Annotated in this window: 13 protein-coding genes; 10 read left to right on the top strand and 3 right to left on the bottom strand. The window is 70.5% G+C overall.

Going from position 1 to position 18,259, the window contains the following annotated elements:
- The first annotated feature begins 65 nt into the window (after positions 1 to 65).
- Positions 66 to 3,863, top strand: a complete 3,798-nt coding sequence (locus ABB55_RS30210; protein WP_054357876.1) for a tetratricopeptide repeat protein — start codon at positions 66 to 68, stop codon at positions 3,861 to 3,863.
- A 30-nt stretch (positions 3,864 to 3,893) separates the two neighbouring features.
- On the opposite strand, the gene fliP is transcribed toward ABB55_RS30210, so the two are convergent.
- The gene (fliP, locus tag ABB55_RS05285; protein ID WP_083463371.1) at positions 3,894 to 4,667 is read right to left on the bottom strand and encodes a flagellar type III secretion system pore protein FliP; all 774 of its coding nucleotides are present in this window, start codon (positions 4,665 to 4,667) and stop codon (positions 3,894 to 3,896) included.
- Positions 4,668 to 4,767: 100 nt separating this feature from the next.
- The gene (locus tag ABB55_RS05280; RefSeq protein WP_054357875.1) at positions 4,768 to 6,342 is read right to left on the bottom strand and encodes a prolipoprotein diacylglyceryl transferase; all 1,575 of its coding nucleotides are present in this window, start codon (positions 6,340 to 6,342) and stop codon (positions 4,768 to 4,770) included.
- A gap of 280 nt (positions 6,343 to 6,622) precedes the next feature.
- Here ABB55_RS05280 and flgB point away from each other — a divergent pair, with 280 nt between their 5' ends.
- The 9 genes from flgB to ABB55_RS28705 all read left to right on the top strand — a co-directional run bounded on the left by flgB (position 6,623) and on the right by ABB55_RS28705 (position 15,277).
- Positions 6,623 to 7,033, top strand: a complete 411-nt coding sequence (gene flgB / locus ABB55_RS05275; protein WP_054357874.1) for a flagellar basal body rod protein FlgB — start codon at positions 6,623 to 6,625, stop codon at positions 7,031 to 7,033.
- Between the two features lie 9 nt (positions 7,034 to 7,042).
- The gene (flgC, locus tag ABB55_RS05270) at positions 7,043 to 7,453 is read left to right on the top strand and encodes a flagellar basal body rod protein FlgC (protein WP_054361855.1); all 411 of its coding nucleotides are present in this window, start codon (positions 7,043 to 7,045) and stop codon (positions 7,451 to 7,453) included.
- A gap of 12 nt (positions 7,454 to 7,465) precedes the next feature.
- A complete protein-coding gene (gene fliE, locus ABB55_RS05265; RefSeq protein ID WP_054361854.1) occupies positions 7,466 to 7,786 on the top strand; it encodes a flagellar hook-basal body complex protein FliE in 321 nt (106 codons plus the stop codon).
- Positions 7,787 to 7,831: 45 nt separating this feature from the next.
- On the top strand, positions 7,832 to 8,095 hold the full coding sequence (gene fliQ, locus ABB55_RS05260) for a flagellar biosynthesis protein FliQ (protein WP_054357873.1): 264 nt from the start codon (positions 7,832 to 7,834) through the stop codon (positions 8,093 to 8,095).
- A gap of 6 nt (positions 8,096 to 8,101) precedes the next feature.
- Positions 8,102 to 8,872, top strand: coding sequence for a flagellar biosynthetic protein FliR (gene fliR / locus ABB55_RS05255; RefSeq protein WP_083463369.1), 771 nt, complete (start codon positions 8,102 to 8,104; stop codon positions 8,870 to 8,872).
- Between the two features lie 4 nt (positions 8,873 to 8,876).
- Positions 8,877 to 9,959: a flagellar biosynthesis protein FlhB gene (gene flhB / locus ABB55_RS05250; RefSeq protein WP_054357872.1), complete on the top strand. Its 1,083-nt coding sequence runs from the start codon at positions 8,877 to 8,879 to the stop codon at positions 9,957 to 9,959.
- A 94-nt stretch (positions 9,960 to 10,053) separates the two neighbouring features.
- On the top strand, positions 10,054 to 10,983 hold the full coding sequence (locus tag ABB55_RS05245; RefSeq protein WP_054357871.1) for a class I SAM-dependent methyltransferase: 930 nt from the start codon (positions 10,054 to 10,056) through the stop codon (positions 10,981 to 10,983).
- Entirely contained in the window at positions 10,980 to 12,761 is a 1,782-nt protein-coding gene (locus ABB55_RS05240) for a CgeB family protein (protein ID WP_054357870.1), read from the top strand. Before ABB55_RS05245 ends, ABB55_RS05240 begins: the two co-directional genes overlap by 4 nt.
- Complete coding sequence (locus tag ABB55_RS28705; protein WP_083463368.1) at positions 12,761 to 15,277, top strand: TylF/MycF/NovP-related O-methyltransferase; 2,517 nt, start codon at positions 12,761 to 12,763, stop codon at positions 15,275 to 15,277. Before ABB55_RS05240 ends, ABB55_RS28705 begins: the two co-directional genes overlap by 1 nt.
- A gap of 28 nt (positions 15,278 to 15,305) precedes the next feature.
- Here the strand turns inward: ABB55_RS28705 and ABB55_RS05230 are convergent, their stop codons facing one another.
- A complete protein-coding gene (locus ABB55_RS05230) occupies positions 15,306 to 16,547 on the bottom strand; it encodes an MFS transporter (RefSeq protein ID WP_054357869.1) in 1,242 nt (413 codons plus the stop codon).
- Between the last annotated feature and the right edge of the window lie 1,712 nt (positions 16,548 to 18,259).

Below are 18,259 nucleotides of genomic sequence, written 5' to 3'. Positions count from 1 at the left end.
TTAAACATCCCTTCATCGCGCAGGGTTACCCTCGGCAACGGTGTTCTTCTTGCCGATGGGTTCCCGTGTCTGCGTCCCCCTCATGGCCGGCCCTCGGCCGTCTTGTCCTGCTTTTCGCCGGCCTGCTGCTGGCCGCGTTCGGCGTCGCGTCGCCCTCTGCCGCGGCCGGGGCCAAGGCGGAGATCGCCGCCACCCTGGAGAAGGGGTTCGGCCGCATCGTCATCACCTTCAAGGACCGCTCGCTGCTGCCGCAGTTCACCAGCCGGGTGAACAACGGCGTTCTGGTGATCCAGTTCGCCGAGCCGGTGCAGATGGAGGTGGAGCGGCTGCCGACCCAGCTTGCTCCCTATGTCACCATCGCCCGGCGCGATCCCGACGGCCAGGCGATCCGCCTCGGGCTGACGCGCCAGGTCCGCATCAACACCATGGAGGCCGGCGAGCGCCTGTTCGTCGACCTGCTGCCGGCGACCTGGGCCGGTCCGCCGCCGACGCTCCCGGAAAGCGTGGTCCTGGAACTCGCCAAGCGGGCCGAGACGGCACTCAAGGCCCAGCGCGAGGCCGAGAAGCAGCGCTTCGGCGTCAAGGTTCTGGCCAAGCTCGATTTTCGCGTCGGCCGCAACCCGACCTTCACGCGCTTCTCGTTCGGCTGGAACGTCCCCTTCGACACCCAGATGGCGCGCGATGCCGACAAGGTCACGCTGACCTTCAACCGGCTGGCCGAGATCGACTTCGCGCCCGTGATCGCCGATCCGCCGCCGACCTTGCGCGAGATCCGCGCCGAACCGGACGGCGAGAAGCTCAGGGTCGTGATGACCATCGCGCCGGAGGCCGACGTACGCGCCTTCCGCGAGGAGCAGACCTATGTGGTCGACCTCTCGCATCCGGCCAAGCCCGGCAATCCGGCCGAAGCCGCGATCCGCAAGGTGCTCGACCCGGAAGCCGACAAGCAGCGCACCGTCGTCAACGCGCCCGGGACGGCGCGCCCGCCCGAGGCCGGCAAGACGCCCGAGGCCGGCAAGGTCCCGGTGGCGGGCAAGGCCGGGATGGCCCCGGAAGCCAAGCCGGCCGGCCCGTCTGCGGCCGGCCCGTCTGCGGCCGGCGCCGCGCGGCCGCCGGTCGCCGCTGCGGGGGCGGATCCGGCCGTCAAGACCAGCCTGATCGACCTGCCGCCGGAGCCCGATCCGACGCCGCCGCCGAAGCCGGCCGCTGCGGTCGAGAAGGCGGCCGCGGCTCCAAGCGCCGACGAGGAGGCCGGCGACGATGCCGGCGCCAACGGCGAGGCCCGTCCGGAGGTCCGCTCGGGGCGCTCCAACACGGTCAAGATCGTCCGCGTCGAAGCCAAGCGGATCGGCAGCGTGGTGCGGGTCGCCTTTCCGTTTCCCGGCAAGGTCGCCAGCGCCGCGGTCAAGCGCGGCGACAATCTCTGGATCGTGTTCGACACGCAGATGTCCATGGACCTGCGCGCCATCGCGGCCGTGCTCGGCACCACCGCGGCGGATGTGACCGTGAACCGGACCGAACGCGGCCAGGTGCTGCGCATCCGGCTGACCGAGCCGATGCTGACCACGCTCGGTCTCGACGGCAATTCCTGGATCCTGTCGATCGGCGAGATGGTGCTGGAGCCGGCCCGCCCGCTCGCCCTGAAGCGCGAGTTCCGGTCGGAAGGGCAGGGGCTGATCCGGGTTGCGCTGCCCGATGCCGGCAGCGTGCACGAGATCAACGACGCCTCGACCGGCGACATGTTCTACGTCGTCACCGCCTTCGGTCCGCCGCGCGGTCTCCTCAAGCCCTACAGCTTCCCGGAGCTGGAGACCCTCGCCTCCGCCCATGGCGTTGCGGTGGTGCCGCGGACCGACGACCTGAAGGTCGGCATCGAGTTCGACTCCGTGGTCATGACCCGCGAGCGCGGCCTGACCATCTCGACCGGCGCGCTCGGCTCGCCGTCCTACGAACTGCCGAAGCCGGTGCGCAAGGCAGCGCGGCGGGTGGTCGATCCGTCGACCTTCGCGGTCAAGGACCCGGCCGAATTCACCGAGCGGGTGCGCGGGCTGATCGACCAGATCGCGGAGGCCGGCGAGCAGCAGAAGGCGCCGCTGCGCTTTCAGCTGGCCGAATTCTACGTCGCGCATCGCTTCGCCCCCGAGGCGCTCGGCATCCTGCGCCTGCTCGCCGCCGACGAGCCCGGCATCGAGCGCGACCCGGGCTTCATCGTCCTGTTCGGTGCCGCCCAGACCATGGCCGGACGCACGGCGCCGGCACTGCGGGCGCTCTCGCGCACCGAGGTCGCCGACAATCCCGACGCCGCCCTGTGGCGCACGATCGCGGCCGCCGCCGAGCAGAAGTGGGACGAGGCCCGCGACGCGGCCCAGAAGGGGGCCGGAGCCGTCGGCGGCTATCCGATCGACATCCAGGCCGCCTATGTGCTGGCCGGGGCGGAGGCCGCGGTCGAACTGAACGATTTCCGCGCCGCGCAATCCCGGCTCGCCGAGATCCTGCCGGAGGAGATCGCCCCCGATCTCCGGGCGCGCTACGAAATGCTGCAGGCCCGCATCGCCGATGCCGCCGGCCGGCCCGAGGACGCCATGGAGCGCCTCGACCGTCTCGCCGCCTCAACCGATCGCAAGGCTGCGGCGGAGGCGGAATATCGCCGGCTGCGCGTTCTGGTGCGCGACCAGAAGATCGAGGCGGCCGAGGCGATCGAGCGGCTGAAATCGCTCGTCTTCGGCTGGCGCGGCGACGAGATCGAGCTGAAGTCGCTGCGCTTCATGGCGCAGTTGCAGGCCCAGCACGGTCTCTATCGCGAGGCCTTCCAGAACATGCGCAACGCGCTGCAGGTCGCCCCCCAGTCGGAAACCGCCAAGCTGCTGCAGGACGACATGGGGCGGGAATTCGTCTCGCTCTATCTCGACGGCAATGCCGACCGGCTGAAGCCGGTCGAGGCGCTGGCGCTCTACTACGATTTCCGCGAACTGACCCCGGTCGGCCGGCTCGGCGACGAGATCGTGCGCCGGCTGGCCGACCGCCTGGTCGGCGTCGACCTGCTCGATCAGGCGTCCGAACTGCTCGCCTACCAGATCGACCAGCGCCTGCGCGGGGCCGCCAAGGCGCAGATCGCCGCCGATCTCGCCATGATCCACCTGATCGACCGCAAGCCCGACAAGGCGCTGGCGGTGCTCAACAAGACCCGGCAGTCGCAGCTTCCGGTCTCGGTCGAGCGGCAGCGGCGCGTGGTCGAGGCGCGCGCCCTGTCGGAGACCGGCCGTGCCGATGTGGCGCTCGAACTGCTGTCCGCGCTCGGCGGGGCGGATGTCGATCGCCTGCGCGCCGACATCATGTGGCGCGCCAAGCGCTGGCACGAGGCCGGCGAAAGGCTCGAGACCATGCTGGGCGGCCGCTGGAACGAGCCGACGCCGCTCGACGACCAGGAGCGCCAGGACGTAATCCGCGCCGCGGTCGCCTATGCGCTGGCCAGCGACGATCTGGCGCTCGGACGCCTGCGCAGCAAGTTCGCCGACCGGATGAAGGACAGCCCGAGCGCCGCCACCTTCGACGTGGTGACCGCGCCGATCCAGAGCCAGGGCACCGAATTCCGCAACATCGCCAAGGAGATCGCCGCCATCGACACGATGCGCGGCTTCCTCGACGAATATCGCAGCCAGTACATGAAGGGACCGGCGGACGCCAAGCCGACCGAGCCGCAGCCCGGCAAGCCGCCGGCGGCGCCGGGCCCGGCCGCCGCCAATGGGGCGGACCGGAAGGCGCCGGAGAAGACCGCCTCGATCCCCCGGCCGGGCGCCGGCAACGGTCCGGGCACCAAGCTCGCCCAGGCCGATTCCGCGCCGGACGCCGCCAAGAAGCGTTGATGCCTGCGGCCTGCGCCGGCGCGCCGGTCGCTATCCGAAGCTCTTGACCAGGCTGCCGGCGATCAGGTTCCAGCCGTCGACCAGCACGAAGAAGATCAGCTTGAACGGCAGCGAAATGGTCACCGGCGGCAGCATCATCATGCCCATCGACATCAGCACCGAGGCGACGACCAGGTCGATGATCAGGAAGGGCAGGTAGAGCAGGAAGCCGATCTCGAAGGCGCGGCGCAGTTCCGAGATCATGAAAGCCGGGATCAGCACCCGGTAGGGGATCGCCTCCGCACTGGCCGGCCGCGGCTCGCGCGCCAATTCGACGAACAGCTCGAGATCCTTCTCCCGGACATGCTCGCGCATGAAGACGTGGAACGGCTGCGCCGCCCGCTCGATCGCCTGATCGAGCTCGATGGTCTGCTCGGTCAGCGGTTTGATGCCCTCGTCATAGGCCTGATTGAAGACCGGTCCCATCACGAAGGCGGACAGGAACAGGGCGAGGCTGATCATCACCGAGTTGGGCGGTGCGGTCTGCAGGCCGATGGCCGAACGCAGCACCGACAGCACCACGACGATGCGGGTGAAGCTGGTCACCATGACGACGATCGAGGGCGCCAGCGACAGGACGGTGATCACCGCGACCAGCTGGACCGCGCGCTCGGTGACCGTGCCGCCCTGCCCGAAATTGATCGAAATGTCCTGCGCGGCCGCGCCGGACGCGACGGCGACCAGCAGGACGAGCGCGCCCAGGGCGGAGAACGCCGCCCTGCCGATCCCGCCTGCCCGTCGTGCCTCGTTCGGATACCGATCCATCACGCGCCCCGCTGCCGGTCGCCGGCCGGCGGATGAAGGCGGACCCCGGTCCATCGCGCGCACGGCCCGGCGGACCGGAGCCCGCCGGCCGATGCGCCGCTCATCGGCTGGGCGGGCCGGACAGCTCCGACAGGAGCTTGGCCATCTCGGCCTCCAATTCGTCGGACGGCCCCTTCGGGGCGGCCGGTGCGGCCGCCGGCGAGGGGGCAGGCGGCGGCGCCGTCGGGGCCGCGGCGACGGGGGCAGGCGCCGGGGCCGGTGCCGGGGCCGGGGCCACGGCTTCCGGCATCGCGGGCGCCGGTGCGGGCGGCGGCATGGGTGCCGGCGGCGGCGCGACCGCCTCGGGTTCCGGCGGGCGGACGGCAGGCTGCGCCACGGCCGGCCGCGGCTGCGGCGCGGGCGGCCGCGAGGGCACGGCGGGGCGCGGCACGGGCGCACCCGGCGGGCGCGAACCGGGCCTCGGCTCGGACTTGGCCGGAATGATCGCCGTCGCGAGATCCGCCAGCGCCCGTTCGATCTCGCCGACCACCGCCTCGTGGCTGCCGTCCGGCTCGGCCTCGGCCGGGGCCGGACGGGCCGGCGTGCCCGGAAGCGTCATCACGGGTCGCGGCGGGCGCGCCTCGGCGGCCGGTGCCGACGGGGCGGGGGATGGCGGTGCGGGCGGCGGCGGTGCGGCGGGCCGTTCGGGCTGGGGCCGCGAGCCCGTCGGGACCACCATGGTCGGCTCTTCGCCCTGGAAGTCGCTCTCGACCGGCATCGAGGCCGTCGACATCGCGGCCGGCCGGGGAGCCGGACCGCGCGTCGCCTCGGTGCGGGCCGGTTCCGGCGGACGCGTCGGTTCGGTCGGACGCGGCGGCTCGGGCCTGGTCATCTCGGGCCGGGTCATCTCAGGACGAGGCAATTCGGCCCGGGGCGGCTCGGCCCGGCTTTCGGCGCGCGGCGGCTCGGGGCGGGTCGTCTCGGGGCGGGTCGTCTCCGGCCGGGTCGTTTCGTGCCGGGTCGCTTCGGAGCGGGCGACTTCGGCCCGTGCCATGTCCGGACGGCCGCCGTCGCCGCGCGGCGGTTCCATGCGGGGCGGCTGGCGCGGTGGCGGGGGCTCGGCCGCGTCGTCGGCGGCCTGCTGCCGGTCGTTGGCGGCAGCCGCTGCGGCCGCCGCGGCCGCGGCCTCCGCGATGCGTCGGCGCTGGTCGCCCAGGGCGGCCTTCAGATCCGCCGCCACGGCGCTGCCCTTGGCGGGCGACGTCGGGCCGGCCGGCAGTTCCGTCCGCTGCACGATCGCCTGCGTCGGGGTCGGCCCGGTGACCGGTTGCGCCACGGCCGGCGGTTCGACGCGGCCGGCCTGCGGCTGCCGGACGACGGTGCCGGCCGTGCCGCGCACGATCCGGCTTTCCACCAGCACGTCGTTCGGGCCGCCGATCATGACGAGATGCTCGACATCGTCGCGGCGCAGCAGAATCAGACGGCGCCGTCCGTCCAGATTGGCGCTGTCGACGACGGCCAGCCGGGCACGCTCGCGCCCCTGGCCCCGGAACAGACCGCTCTCCGAACCGCCGGAGAAGCGCCGGATCAGCCACGCCACAAACACAATGAGAATGACGACCAGAATCAACGCGATGATGATCTGCGCCGCTCGTCCGCCATCCACCCCGAACAGGGAATTCAACCAGTCCCGCATACGGGTCCACTCCATACGCACGCCCGCACTGCCGAATCTAGGGCGCCGGCGAATTCTAACTGACCCGGCAGACTTTGCCGTGCCTAATACCGCGTCGTAAACCGAACCTTCACGGAATTCGGTCGAAAGTCCGGTCGCCGTCGGGATTCGGTCCCGAAGCGATGCAGCCGGTTAACCGGCCGTTAACCATATACCGGGACTATTTTGCCCGGTAGCCGGCGCGTGCCGGGTGCCTGCGCGGCCGCTTCGGCGCCGGCATATGGGAAACGGGGACGGCATCATGGCAATCGGCAACCTGCCGCTGGTCGACGCCTTGAAGACCAAGATGCGCTGGAACCAGGCGCGTCAGTCGGTGCTGTCGGCCAATGTCGCCAATGCGGATACGCCGCGCTATCGCGCCGTCGACCTGAAGCAGCCCGCGCTTGGCGGCGCCGGCGGCGCGCTCGCGCCTGCCCCGGTCGCCGTCCGGGTCGCGACCACCGAGGCCGGCCACATCCAGGGCCGGGCGATGGGCTCCAGCTTCCGCACGGATGGGCAGAAGCCGTTCGAGACCACTCCCAACGGCAACGCCGTCAATCTGGAGGAGGAAATGCTGAAGGCGGCCGACAACCAGATCGACTTCCAGATGGTCACGTCGCTCTACCAGCGCTCCATCGGCATCATCAAGACCGCGATCGGCAAGAAGGCCTGAGCCATGGCGATGGATTTCAACCAGTCCCTGAAGATCGCGGCGTCGGGCCTCAAGGCGCAGTCGGGCCGCATGCGCGTGATCGCCGAGAACCTGGCCAACGCCGAATCGACCGCCCGGGCGCCCGGCCAGGACCCCTACCGGCGCAAGGTCGTGACCTTCGCGTCGAAATTCGATCGCGAGCTGCAGGCCCAGACCGTGCAGGTCGGCAAGGTCGAGCGCGACAAGACCGACTTCAAGAGCCGCTACGAGCCGGGGCATCCGGCGGCCGATCCGAGCGGCTACGTCAAGTATCCCAATGTCGACACGCTGGTCGAGACGGCGGACATGCGCGAGGCGCAACGGTCCTACGAGGCCAACCTCAACGTCGTCACCGCCACCCGGCGGATGATCCTGAAGACCCTGGAAATCCTCAGAGCCTGATTGGAGCGCCTGATGGCCACCATTCCCGCCAACTTCGCCGCCAATGCCTACAAGGTTGCGCAGGGGCTCGCGAATCGTCCCGATCAGGGGCACTCTCCGCTCGCCGACCGGACCCGTCCGGACTTCGCCGGCATGGTCCGCGACGCCATGGGCGATGTCGTGCAGCAGGGGCGGAGCGCGGAAGCCAAGACGCTGGCCTATGCCAAGGGCAAGGCCGACGTGATCGACGTGGTCACGGCGGTGGCGGAGACGGAAGTGGCGCTGGAGACCATGGTGTCGCTGCGCGACAAGGTCATCGCCGCCTACGAGGAAATCATGCGCATGCCCGTCTGACCGGCCGGATGCCGGACGGGCGGGTCGCGCGCGGCGGGAGAAGCCATGAACGGCGCCGAAGTGCTCGACATCGCCCGCGACGGCATGTGGACCCTGGTGGTCGTCGCCGCGCCGGTGATGCTGGTCGGGCTCCTGGTCGGGGTGATCATCGGCCTCCTGCAGGCGTTGACCCAGATCCAGGAGGCGACGCTCGTCTACGTGCCGAAAATCCTCGCCATCTTCGTCGCGCTGGTGGTCGCCTTCCCGTTCATGGGCTCGACCCTCAACGGCTACATGGTGCGCATCATGACGCGGATCGTGGGGAGCTGAGCGGCCTTGAACGTCTCGATCCTGCCCGACATCGCGATCGTGTTCCTGCTCATGTTCGGGCGGCTCGGCTCGATGATGATGCTGATGCCGGCGATCGGGGAGACGAACATTCCGGCCCGCATCCGTCTGGTCTTCGCCGTGCTGGTGACCATGCTGGTCTATCCGGTGGCGAGCGGGCTCTATCCGGCCGGTCTTGCCGCGACGCCGGCGCGGCTCGGCTTTCTGCTCGCCGCCGAGATCGGCGTCGGGCTGTTCATCGGCATGGCGACGCGGCTGGTCATGGCCGCCGCCCAAGTCGCCGGCACGACCATCGCCAACCAGCTCGGCCTCGGCTTCGCCATGGCGGTCGACCCGACCCAGGGCCAGCAGGGCGTGATCTTCGGCAACTTCCTGGCGCTCGCCGCGGTGACGCTGGTCTTCACGCTCGATCTGCACCATCTCGCCGTCGCCGGCCTGACCGGCAGCTTCGGCCTGTTCCGCCCCGGCGACCTGATGCCGGTCGGCGACTTCGCCGAGGCCGCGCTGAAGCTGACCGCCGACACCTTCCGGATCGGGGTGCAGATCTCCGCGCCGTTCCTGGCCTTCGGGCTGGTCTTCAACCTCGGCCTCGGCCTGCTCTCCAAGCTGATGCCGCAGCTGCAGATCTTCTTCATCGCCACGCCGCTCAACATCGGCGCCGGGCTCGCGCTGTTCGCGCTGGTCTTCGGCCCGATCATGCTCTGGTACATGGAGCATGTCCGCGACGGGCTCGGCCGCTTCGTCGAACCGGTGAGGTGAGGCGATGGCCGAGGGCGGCGACGATGAGGAAGAAAGGACAGAAGAACCATCTCAAAAGAAGCTCGACGACGCGCTGCAACGCGGCGACGTGGTCAAGAGCCAGGAGGTGCCGGCCTTCTTCGTGCTGTCGGCCTGCATGGTGCTGGTCGCCTTCCTGTCGACCCCGATGGCGCGCGACCTGGCCCGGCCGCTGGCCGGCTATCTCGGCCACCTGCACGAGATCCCGGTCGACCGGCGCGGTCTGATCGCGGTCTATCTGGAGGCCGGCAAGATCCTCGCCACCGTGCTGGCCCTGCCGGCGCTCGCCTTCGTGATCGCCGGCGTCGCCGGCAACATGATCCAGCACCGCATGGTCTGGAGCGGCGAATCGCTGATCCCGAAGCTCTCCAAGATCTCGCCGATGGCGGGCCTGAAGCGCATCTTCTCGGCCGAGAGCCTGGCGACCTTCATCAAGGGGATCATCAAGATCGCCGTGGTCGGCATCGGCATGTGGATGGCGGTCAGCCCCGAACTGCCGCGCCTGGAAAGCATCGTCGCCACCGATGCGATCGGCCTGCTGGCGATCACCCAGTCGCTCGCCATCCGGCTTCTGACCGCGGTGCTGATCGTGATGGGCTTCGTCGCCGGGCTCGACTATCTGTTCCAGCGCCATCGCTGGATGGCGCGCCAGCGCATGACCAAGCAGGAATTGAAGGAGGAGTACAAGCAGCAGGAAGGCAATCCGGAGATCAAGGCCAAGATCCGCCAGATCCGGCAGGCCCGATCGCGCAAGCGCATGATGGCCGCCGTGCCGAGCGCCACCGTCGTGGTCACCAACCCGACCCACTATGCCGTGGCGCTGAAATACGACGAATCGACCGCGGCGCCGATCTGCGTCGCCAAGGGGGTCGACGAGATCGCGTTGAAGATCCGCGAGGTCGCCAAGGGCGCCGACGTGCCGGTGATCGAGAATCCGCCGCTCGCCCGCGCGCTCTATGCCAGCGTCGACCTCGACAAGCAGATCCCCGAGGAACACTACCGCGCCGTCGCCGAAGTGATCGGCTACGTCATGCGCCTGAAGCAGGGCCGCAAGGGCTGGCGGCCGTAGGGTATGGAGCGAGTGAAGGGGCATCGCCCTTGACTCCGGTCGGGCCGAACGGCGAAAACGACCATCGGAATTGTTGAATGTTCAGGAAAGACAGATGGTTGGCGTTCAGCCGCTCTCGGACACGGCCATTGGCCGGGTGCAGGACTTCTACCGGGTCCAGGGCGGGCGCGAGGCGTGGCCGTGGCGGCATTGGAACGCACAACCGACCGTCGCGCGGGCGATCAACCGGCGCATCTCGGGCTCGCCGCGCCGTTCCCTGCATGAGGTGCTCGGCGAGGTCCTGCCCGATCTCGGACTGTCGCTGCCGGCCGCGCGCGCGGTGTCGCTCGGCTGCGGCCGGGGCGGCCAGGACCGCAGCCTGTTCCGGCACGGCATCGTCAAGACGCTGGTCGGCTACGATCTCTCGCCCGATTCGATCGAGGCCGCCGCCGGATGGGCGCGCGCGGCCGGGATCGAGGGGTTCGACTATCGCCTCGGCGACCTGAACAGCCTCGATCTGGATGAGGGAGCCTACGATCTGGTCGTCGCGACCATGTCGCTGCACCATGCCGCCGAACTGGAACGGCTCTACGACGTGGCCGCGCGTGCGCTCAGGCCGGGTGGACTGATGGTCATCGACGAATATGCCGGCCCGTCGCGGTTCCGCTGGACCGAGGCGCAGATGCGGGCGGTCAACGGACTTCTGACGATTCTCTCGCCGGCGATGCGCACCACCCCGGACGGGATCCTCAAGCCGTTGATCGAACATCAGCCGGAAGCCTTCTTCGAAGCCGTCGACCCGTCCGAGGCGATCCGCTCCGGCGAGGTGCTGGCCTGCCTGGAGGCGCGCTTCGACGTGCTCTGGCGGCGCCCCTATGGCGGCACCATCCTGCATCCCATGCTGCACGACATCGCCTGCAATTTCCGCGAAGGCGACCTCTTCGCCGAGACGTTTCTCGGCGCAGCCATCGCGCTCGAGGACACCATGATGGCGACCGGCGAACTGCAGTCCGACTTCGTGGCGCTGGTGGCCAGACCGAAATGATCGATCCTCCTGACGGCGCGGCCGTGCCGGATGCGGACGCGCACGGCGATCCCCGGCTCGAAACCGACGACCCGATCGCGGAAATCCGGGCCTCGGGTCTGTTCGACGCCGACTGGTATCGTGCGGCCCATCCGGAGGCGGATGCCGGCGATCCGCTCGAGCATTTCGTCGAGATCGGCCTCGACGCCGGCCACGATCCCGGACCCGGCTTCGATGGTGCCTTCTATCTGGCCGGCAATCCGGACGTGGCCGAGGCCGGGATTTCGCCGCTGCTGCACTATCTCCGCCATGGTCGCGCCGAGGGCCGCCAGCCCGTGCCGGCGGCGGGCCCGCCCGCACCCGGGCCGGCGGTCGTGCCGGCCGATGCCGAGATCGAGCGGCAGGCCGCCGAACTCCTCGCCTCCGGCCTGTTCGATGCCGCCTGGTACGGGGAAGTCCATCCCGAGGTGCCCGCCGACGACAGGCTGATGCACTTCCTGCGCGACGGCTGGCGCGCCGGCCACGATCCCGGCCCCGGTTTCGACGGCGCCTACTATCTCGGCTCCTATCCGGACGTGTCCGAGGCCGGGTTCAATCCGGTCCTGCACTACCTGCGCTACGGGCGGGCCGAGGGGCGCCAGCCCGTCAGGCCGCCCGAACCGGAGCGCGACCCCTTCGCCGAACAGATCGGCCCGCTGCTGGCGCGGTTCCAGCGCGACGCGCAAGCCGCGCTGGCCGCGATCGACGCCCATCGGAACCCGCAGGCCTGGCCGCGTCTGGCGCCCGGCACGGCGGTCGCCGTCTGCGTCCATGCCGGCGGCAACATCTTCATGCGCGAGATCGCCGAACTCGTCGCCGCCGGGTTCTCGGCCGCGGGCTACGACGGCCGCCTGCATGACGAGACCTATGCGCTCGCCGAGGCGGGCGCGGATCCGGCGGCCCGCGTCGTGGTGGCGCCGCACGAATTCTTCCACCTGCCCTCGAACGGCCGCTTCGTGCCGGTCGAATGGGCGGACGGAGCGATCCTGGTCAATGTCGAGCAACTGCACATGCGCTGGTTCCGCGAGGGGCTGCCGGCGCTCCGGCGCGCCGCGGCGGTGCTCGACATCAACCTGCCCTCGGCCGCCGTGCTGGCCACGCTCGGCCTGCCGGCCGCCTATCTGCCGCTCGGCCATGTCGACGGCGTCGCCCGCTTCGCGCTGCAGCCGACGCTGCCCGACCTGCCGGCGCTGCGTACCCTCGAAGCGAGCGTCCGCGAGACCTGCCCGGCGCCCGATGCACCGCTCGCCGGGCGGCCGATCGACCTCTTCTTCATCGGCCACCTGTCGCCGCGCCGCGCGGGCATCTTCGAGCGGATGGCCGAACGGCTGGCGCGCTGGCGCTGCCACTTCGTGCTGACCGACGCCGACCGGCCCCAGGTCAGCGGGCTCAATGCGGTCCTGGAGAGCGAGGCGACGATCGGGCTCGCCCAGCGCGCCAAGATCATCCTCAACCTGCATCAGTCCGACGAACTGTTCTTCGAATGGCACCGGGTGGTCCTGCAGGGCATCTGGCAGCGCACGCTGGTCGTCTCGGAGGCGCTGGCGGCCCAGACCAGCTTCGTCGCCGGCGCGCATTTCCTTGAGGCGCCGACCGAGGAACTGCCCGACCTGATCGACTGGCTGCTCGGCACCGAGGCCGGCGCAGCCGTCGCCGAACGCGTCCGGACGCGCGCCCATGCGCAACTGACCGCGAAGGTCCGTCTCGACGCGACCCTGCGCACCCTGTTCGGGGCGGACGGCGCCGGGGGCCGCGGGTGATGAACCGGTTCGGACTGCCGGTCGCGCTGGAGACACCGCACCGGATCGCATTCCGCCACGAGACGGACCGGATGCCGGAGGCGACCGTGATCGTGCCGGTCCGCAACGGCGCGCGCTTCCTGGACGAATGCTGCGCCAGCGTCCGCGCGCAGGCGGGCGTCGCGATCGAGCTGATCGTCGTCGACGACGGCTCGACCGACGAAAGCGGCGCGCTCGCCTGCCGGCTGATCGCCGACGATCCCGGGCCGCTCGCCCGTGCCCTGGTGGTGCGACACGAGCGCTGCGCCGGGCCGGCCGCGGCCCGCAACACCGCCATGGCGCTGGCGACCACGCCGGCGGCGCTCATGTTCGATGTCGACAACATCCTCTATCCGCGCTGCGTCCGGCGCTGCCTGGAAGCGCTCGAAGCCGCCCAGGTCGCCTTCGTCTATCCCATCCTGCGTCTGATGGGGGCCCGCGGCGGCCTGCAGGGCATCCACCCGTTCGATCCCGAGCGGCTGGCGCGCGGCAACTATATCGACACGCTCGCCATGGTGCGCCGCGCGGCCTGGGCGGAGGTCGGTGGCTTCCCGGATCTGGACTATGGCCTGGAGGATTTCGCCTTCTGGCTGACCCTGGTCGGGCATGGCCTCGCCGGCGCGCAGTTGCCCGAGATTCTCGCCGCCTACCGCACGCACGAGGCCGGGCGGACCGCCGTGATGCTGCCCCGGGTCGATGCGATCCACGACCGGTTGGAGCGCGCCTTCCCGTGGATTCGCCTCGAGCGACGCCTACCCGCCGCGGGCGGGATCGTCGCGGTCCACGCCACCGCGGGCGGCATGGCGGCACCGGCGGCGGACGGACCGGCCGCGCTCTATGTCGACCTGATGATCCGCATCCTGGCCAATACCATCTACGAGGATCCGGCCATGACGCCGGGCCAGCCGAGGCTGTTCGATCCCGCCCTGCGCGCGGAAGGCCGGGACTGGCCCACGACCGCACACAGCATGGCCGGCACGGCGCGGCTCCGGAACCTGGCGGATCTGGTCGCGCGGACGCTCGCGGACCGCATTGCCGGCGACTATATCGAGGCCGGCGTCTGGCGCGGCGGCGCCTGCATCCTGATGCGGGCCGTGCTGGCGGCCCATGGCGAGCGCGACCGCCGGGTCTTCGTCGCCGATTCCTTCGAGGGCCTGCCACCGCCCAAGGCGGCGCTCTATCCCGCTGATGCCGGCGACGAGCACCACACCCGGCCGGAACTGGCGGTCTCGCAATCCGCGGTCGAGGCCAATTTCGCGCGCTACGGTCTGCTCGACGGGCAGGTCGTGTTCGTCAAGGGCACCTTCGACCGGACGCTGCCGGCGCTGGATGCCGGGCCCTTCGCGCTGATCCGCCTCGACGGCGACATGTATGAATCGACCCTCGTGGCGCTGGAGGCGCTCTATCCGCGGCTGTCGCCGGGCGGCTTCGTGATCGTCGACGATTTCGGCGCCGTCCCGGGCTGCCGCCGGGCGGTCGAGGACTACCGAAGCCGGCACGGCATCGCGGAACCGCTGCAGACGATCGACTGGACCGGCGTCTGGTGGCGCAAGCCGCCGCGACCGGCCGCGGCCGTGGCCCCGGAACCCGTTCCGCCGCCGGCCGCTGCGCCGTCCGCTCCTGGGGTCCCGACCGACATCCGCGCCGAGCATGCCGCGCTCGCCGCAGCCTTCGCGAAGCGCTGCGCCGATCTCGGCCTCCGGCCCGATCCGCTGCTGTTCTGGTACCACACGGTCGATCTCGGCGACGGGCTGGTCACGCCCGGCTCGTTCGACTACCGCGCCTCGATCGGCGCCTTCAGCCTGCCGGCCGCGATGACGGGGATGACGGCGCTCGATGTCGGCTCCGCGACCGGCTTCTTCGCCTTCGAGATGGAGCGACGGGGCGCGCAGGTCACGTCGGTCGAACTGCCGGCGCTGGCTGCATGGGACGTTTTTCCGGGCGAATCCCGGGCCGGCATCATCGCCAAGATCCGCGATCGCCTGCGCTATCACAGCCTCAGCGCGCCGGACGACATCGTCCGCATGGTCGATGGCTTGAGCGAGGCGGACCTGCACCGCGTGCTGCTCGACGGCCCGTTCCGCTTCTGCCACGAGCGGCTCGGCTCAAAGGTCGAGCGGGTCTACGCCTCGATCCACGATCTCGGTTCGGCCCTTTCCGGGCGCCGCTTCGACCTCGTCATGCTCGGCGACATCCTGGTCCACGTGGTCGATCCGCTCCACGCGCTCGCCTCGGCGGCCGGGGTCTGCGGCGGGGACCTGATCATCGCCGACGACATCATCGGCGCGGAGACCGATCCGCCGGCCCTGCGCTATGTCGGCGGTGCGGTGGCGGGCTCCGACATCGCCGAATGGTGGCGGCCGAATGTCGCCTGGTATCGGCAGGTGCTCGGGCGGCTCGGCTTCGGCACGGTCGAGATCGGCGCGCCCTTCTCCGGCATCGTCCGGCCGGGCGGCGAACGCCTGCGCAAGCGCGTCATCCGGGCGCGCCGCGGATAGGGGCCGGGCGGCCGCCGCCGGAGGGCGATCAGGCCGGAACCGCCTGCGGTCGCCGCCGGCCGCGCAGCAGGAGCCAGGCGCAGACGGCGATGTTGACCAGGTTCCAGGCGATCCCGTTCAGGAAGGCGGCGGCGTAGGATCCGGTCCAATCGTAGATCGCGCCCGACAGCCAGCCGCCGAAGGCCATGCCGACCAGCGTCGCCATCAGCACCACGCCGACGCGTGCGCCGGCCTCGCGGGCGGGGAAATACTCGCGCACGATGATCGCATAGCTCGGCACGATGCCGCCCTGGAACAGGCCGAACACGCCGGAGACGACATAGAGCGAGGTCAATCCGTCGGAGAAGACGTAGAGCACCAGCGCGACCGCCTGCATGACCGAGCCGATCATCAGCGTCGCCACGCCGCCGATCCGGTCGGCGACGAAGCCGGAAGCGATCCGGCTGACGATGCCGAGGCCGAGCATCAGCGACAGCATCTCGGCGCCGCGCGCCACGCCGTAGCCGAGATCGACGCAGTAGGCGACGATATGCACCTGCGGCATCGACATGGCGACGCAGCAGGAGATCCCGGCGGCGGCGAGCAGCCATTGCAGCGTCGCCGGCGACAGGCCGAGCGCGGAGAGCCGGCCTTCCGCCGAAACCGCCCCGGCGGCGCCGACCTGCGACGGCGGGCGCGGCTTCAGGAGCAGCGCCAGCGGCACCATGGCGACGATGCAGAAGAGGCCGATGCCGATCTGGGTCGCCCGCCAGCCGGCGGTGGTCATGAAATGCTGCACCACGCCCGGCCAGATGGTGCCGGCGACATAGTTGCCCGAGGCGCACAAGGCGACGGCGAGGCCGCGCCGCGCGCGGAAGAACATCGACACGTCGGCGAGCAGCGGCCCGAAGGTCGCCGAGGACCCGACGCCGATCATGAAGCCCTGGCAGATCGCGAAGACCCAGAGATTCGGCGCCAGGCCCGACAGGACATAGCCGGTCCCGAAGAGAATCGTGCCGCCGATCACCGGGCGGACGATGCCGAAGCGGTCGATCAGCCGGCCCATCATGACGCCGCCGAGCGCGAAGCCGGCCATGGTCAGCGTATAGGGGAAGGACGCCGCACCGCGCGCGACCGCGAACTCGGTCTGCACCATCGGCAGCACGACCACCACCGACCACATGCCGACCCCGCCGAGCGTGGTCAGCAGGATCGACAGGCCGAGCCGGAACCACGAATAGCCGCTGTCGAAGGCGATCTCGCGCCCGCTCTGCCCCGGTCCCGCTGGCATGAATATCCTCCCGGCGGGCCTCTGGCGGACGCGCTCGCCGCATCAATGCCAGGATGGCGGAGGGCCGGCAAGGCATGCCCGCCGTGCCGGCGACGCGGGTGCGATTATGGGGGGTGGGATGGGGTTGCGCGGCCTTCGAGGGTCCGCAACCGAACTCATGGCCCGCATCCCCGGCCGGAGCGCCAGCGCAGAGCCGGGGCCCACTCTGCGCGTGGCGGGTCGCAAGCGTATGTTTTCGCATGAGATCTTGACGCGGCTTGAAAGCGAGTGGGTCCCGGATCGGCGGCCCTTCGGGGCTTTGTCCGGGATTGCGGTTTCGGGGGGGCGGGCAACCGGGGATGGGGAACCTGGAACCGGGAAACTGGGTAACCGGGAAGCCGGGAAGCCGGGAAACCGTGGATGGGGAACAGGGAACCGGGGGATGGGGTGGAAGATCAAACACGCTGTGCGCAGCGGCCGAGATGTAGATGCTGCGGCGGATCCGACGGGACGGGCGGAACGGGTAGGTTGGCGGGAGGCGGGATGGCGTGACGGGCGTGAGGGGCAGAAAGGGCGGGCGTCGTCTGCATTCGATCCCGCGGTTCGCATCCCCGGCCGGAGCGCCAGCGCAGAGCCGGGGCCCACTCTGCGCGTGGCGGGTCGCAAGCGTATGTTTTCGCATGAGATCTTGACGCGGCTTGAAAGCGAGTGGGTCCCGGATCGGCGGCCCTTCGGGCCTTGTCCGGGATTGCGGTTTCGGGGGCGGGGGATGGGGGATGGGGAACGGGAGACCGGGGAGCGGGAAACTGGGGAACCGGGAAGCCGGGAGACCGGGGATAGGGCAGCAGATCAAACGCGCTGCGCGCAGCGGCCGAGCTGTCGATGCTGCGGCGGATCCGGTGGGAAGGCGTGACGGGCGGGATGGCAGGACGGGCGAGATGGCGAGACAGACGGGATGGCAGAACGGCCGGGCGTCGTCTGCATTCGATCCCGCGGTTCGCATCCCCGGCCGGAGCGCCAGCGCAGAGCCGGGGCCCACTCTGCGGGTGACGGGTCGCACGGGTATGTTTTCGCGTGAGATCTTGACGCGGCTTGAAGGCGAGTGGGTCCGGATCGGCGGCCCTTCGGGCCTTGTCCGGGATTGCGGCTTCGGGGGGCGGGCAACCGAGGATGGGGAACGGGAGACCGGGGAACGGGAGACCGGGGAGCGGGAAACTGGGGAACCGGGAAGCCGGGAGACCGAGGATAGGGCAGGAGATCAAACGCGCTGCGCGCAGCGGCCGAGCTGTCGATGCTGCGGCGGATCCGGTGGGAAGGCGTGACGGGCGGGATGGCGGGATGGGCAGGATGGCGTGACCGGCGGGATGGCAGAACGGGCGGGCGTCGTCTGCATTCGATCCCGCGGTTCGCATCCCCGGCCGGAGCGCCAGCGGAGAGCCGGGGCCCACTCTGCGGGTGGCGGGTCGCAAGGGCATGTTTTCGTATGGGATCTTGACGCGGCTTGAAGGCGAGTGGGTCCCTGTGTGTGCCGGGTGTGGCATTGTGGGTTGGCGGGCGGGAGATCGTTGGGTCCCTGGTCGTTGTCGACCGTGAGCCGGCTGTGATCCCCGCCCGCCTGCAAATACCCAGCCTGAACAGTTGATCGGGGCCGTTGGCGCGGACCCCGCAGCACAGGGGTAGGCGCCATGAAGATACACCCTGACGTGATCGGAATCGACGTCTCCAAGATGGTC

The organism is Prosthecodimorpha hirschii, from assembly GCF_001305515.1.
Classification (GTDB): domain Bacteria; phylum Pseudomonadota; class Alphaproteobacteria; order Rhizobiales; family Ancalomicrobiaceae; genus Prosthecodimorpha; species Prosthecodimorpha hirschii.
The sequence above is the reverse complement of the archived record's forward strand: the minus strand, read 5'-3'. Positions and strand labels throughout refer to the sequence as shown.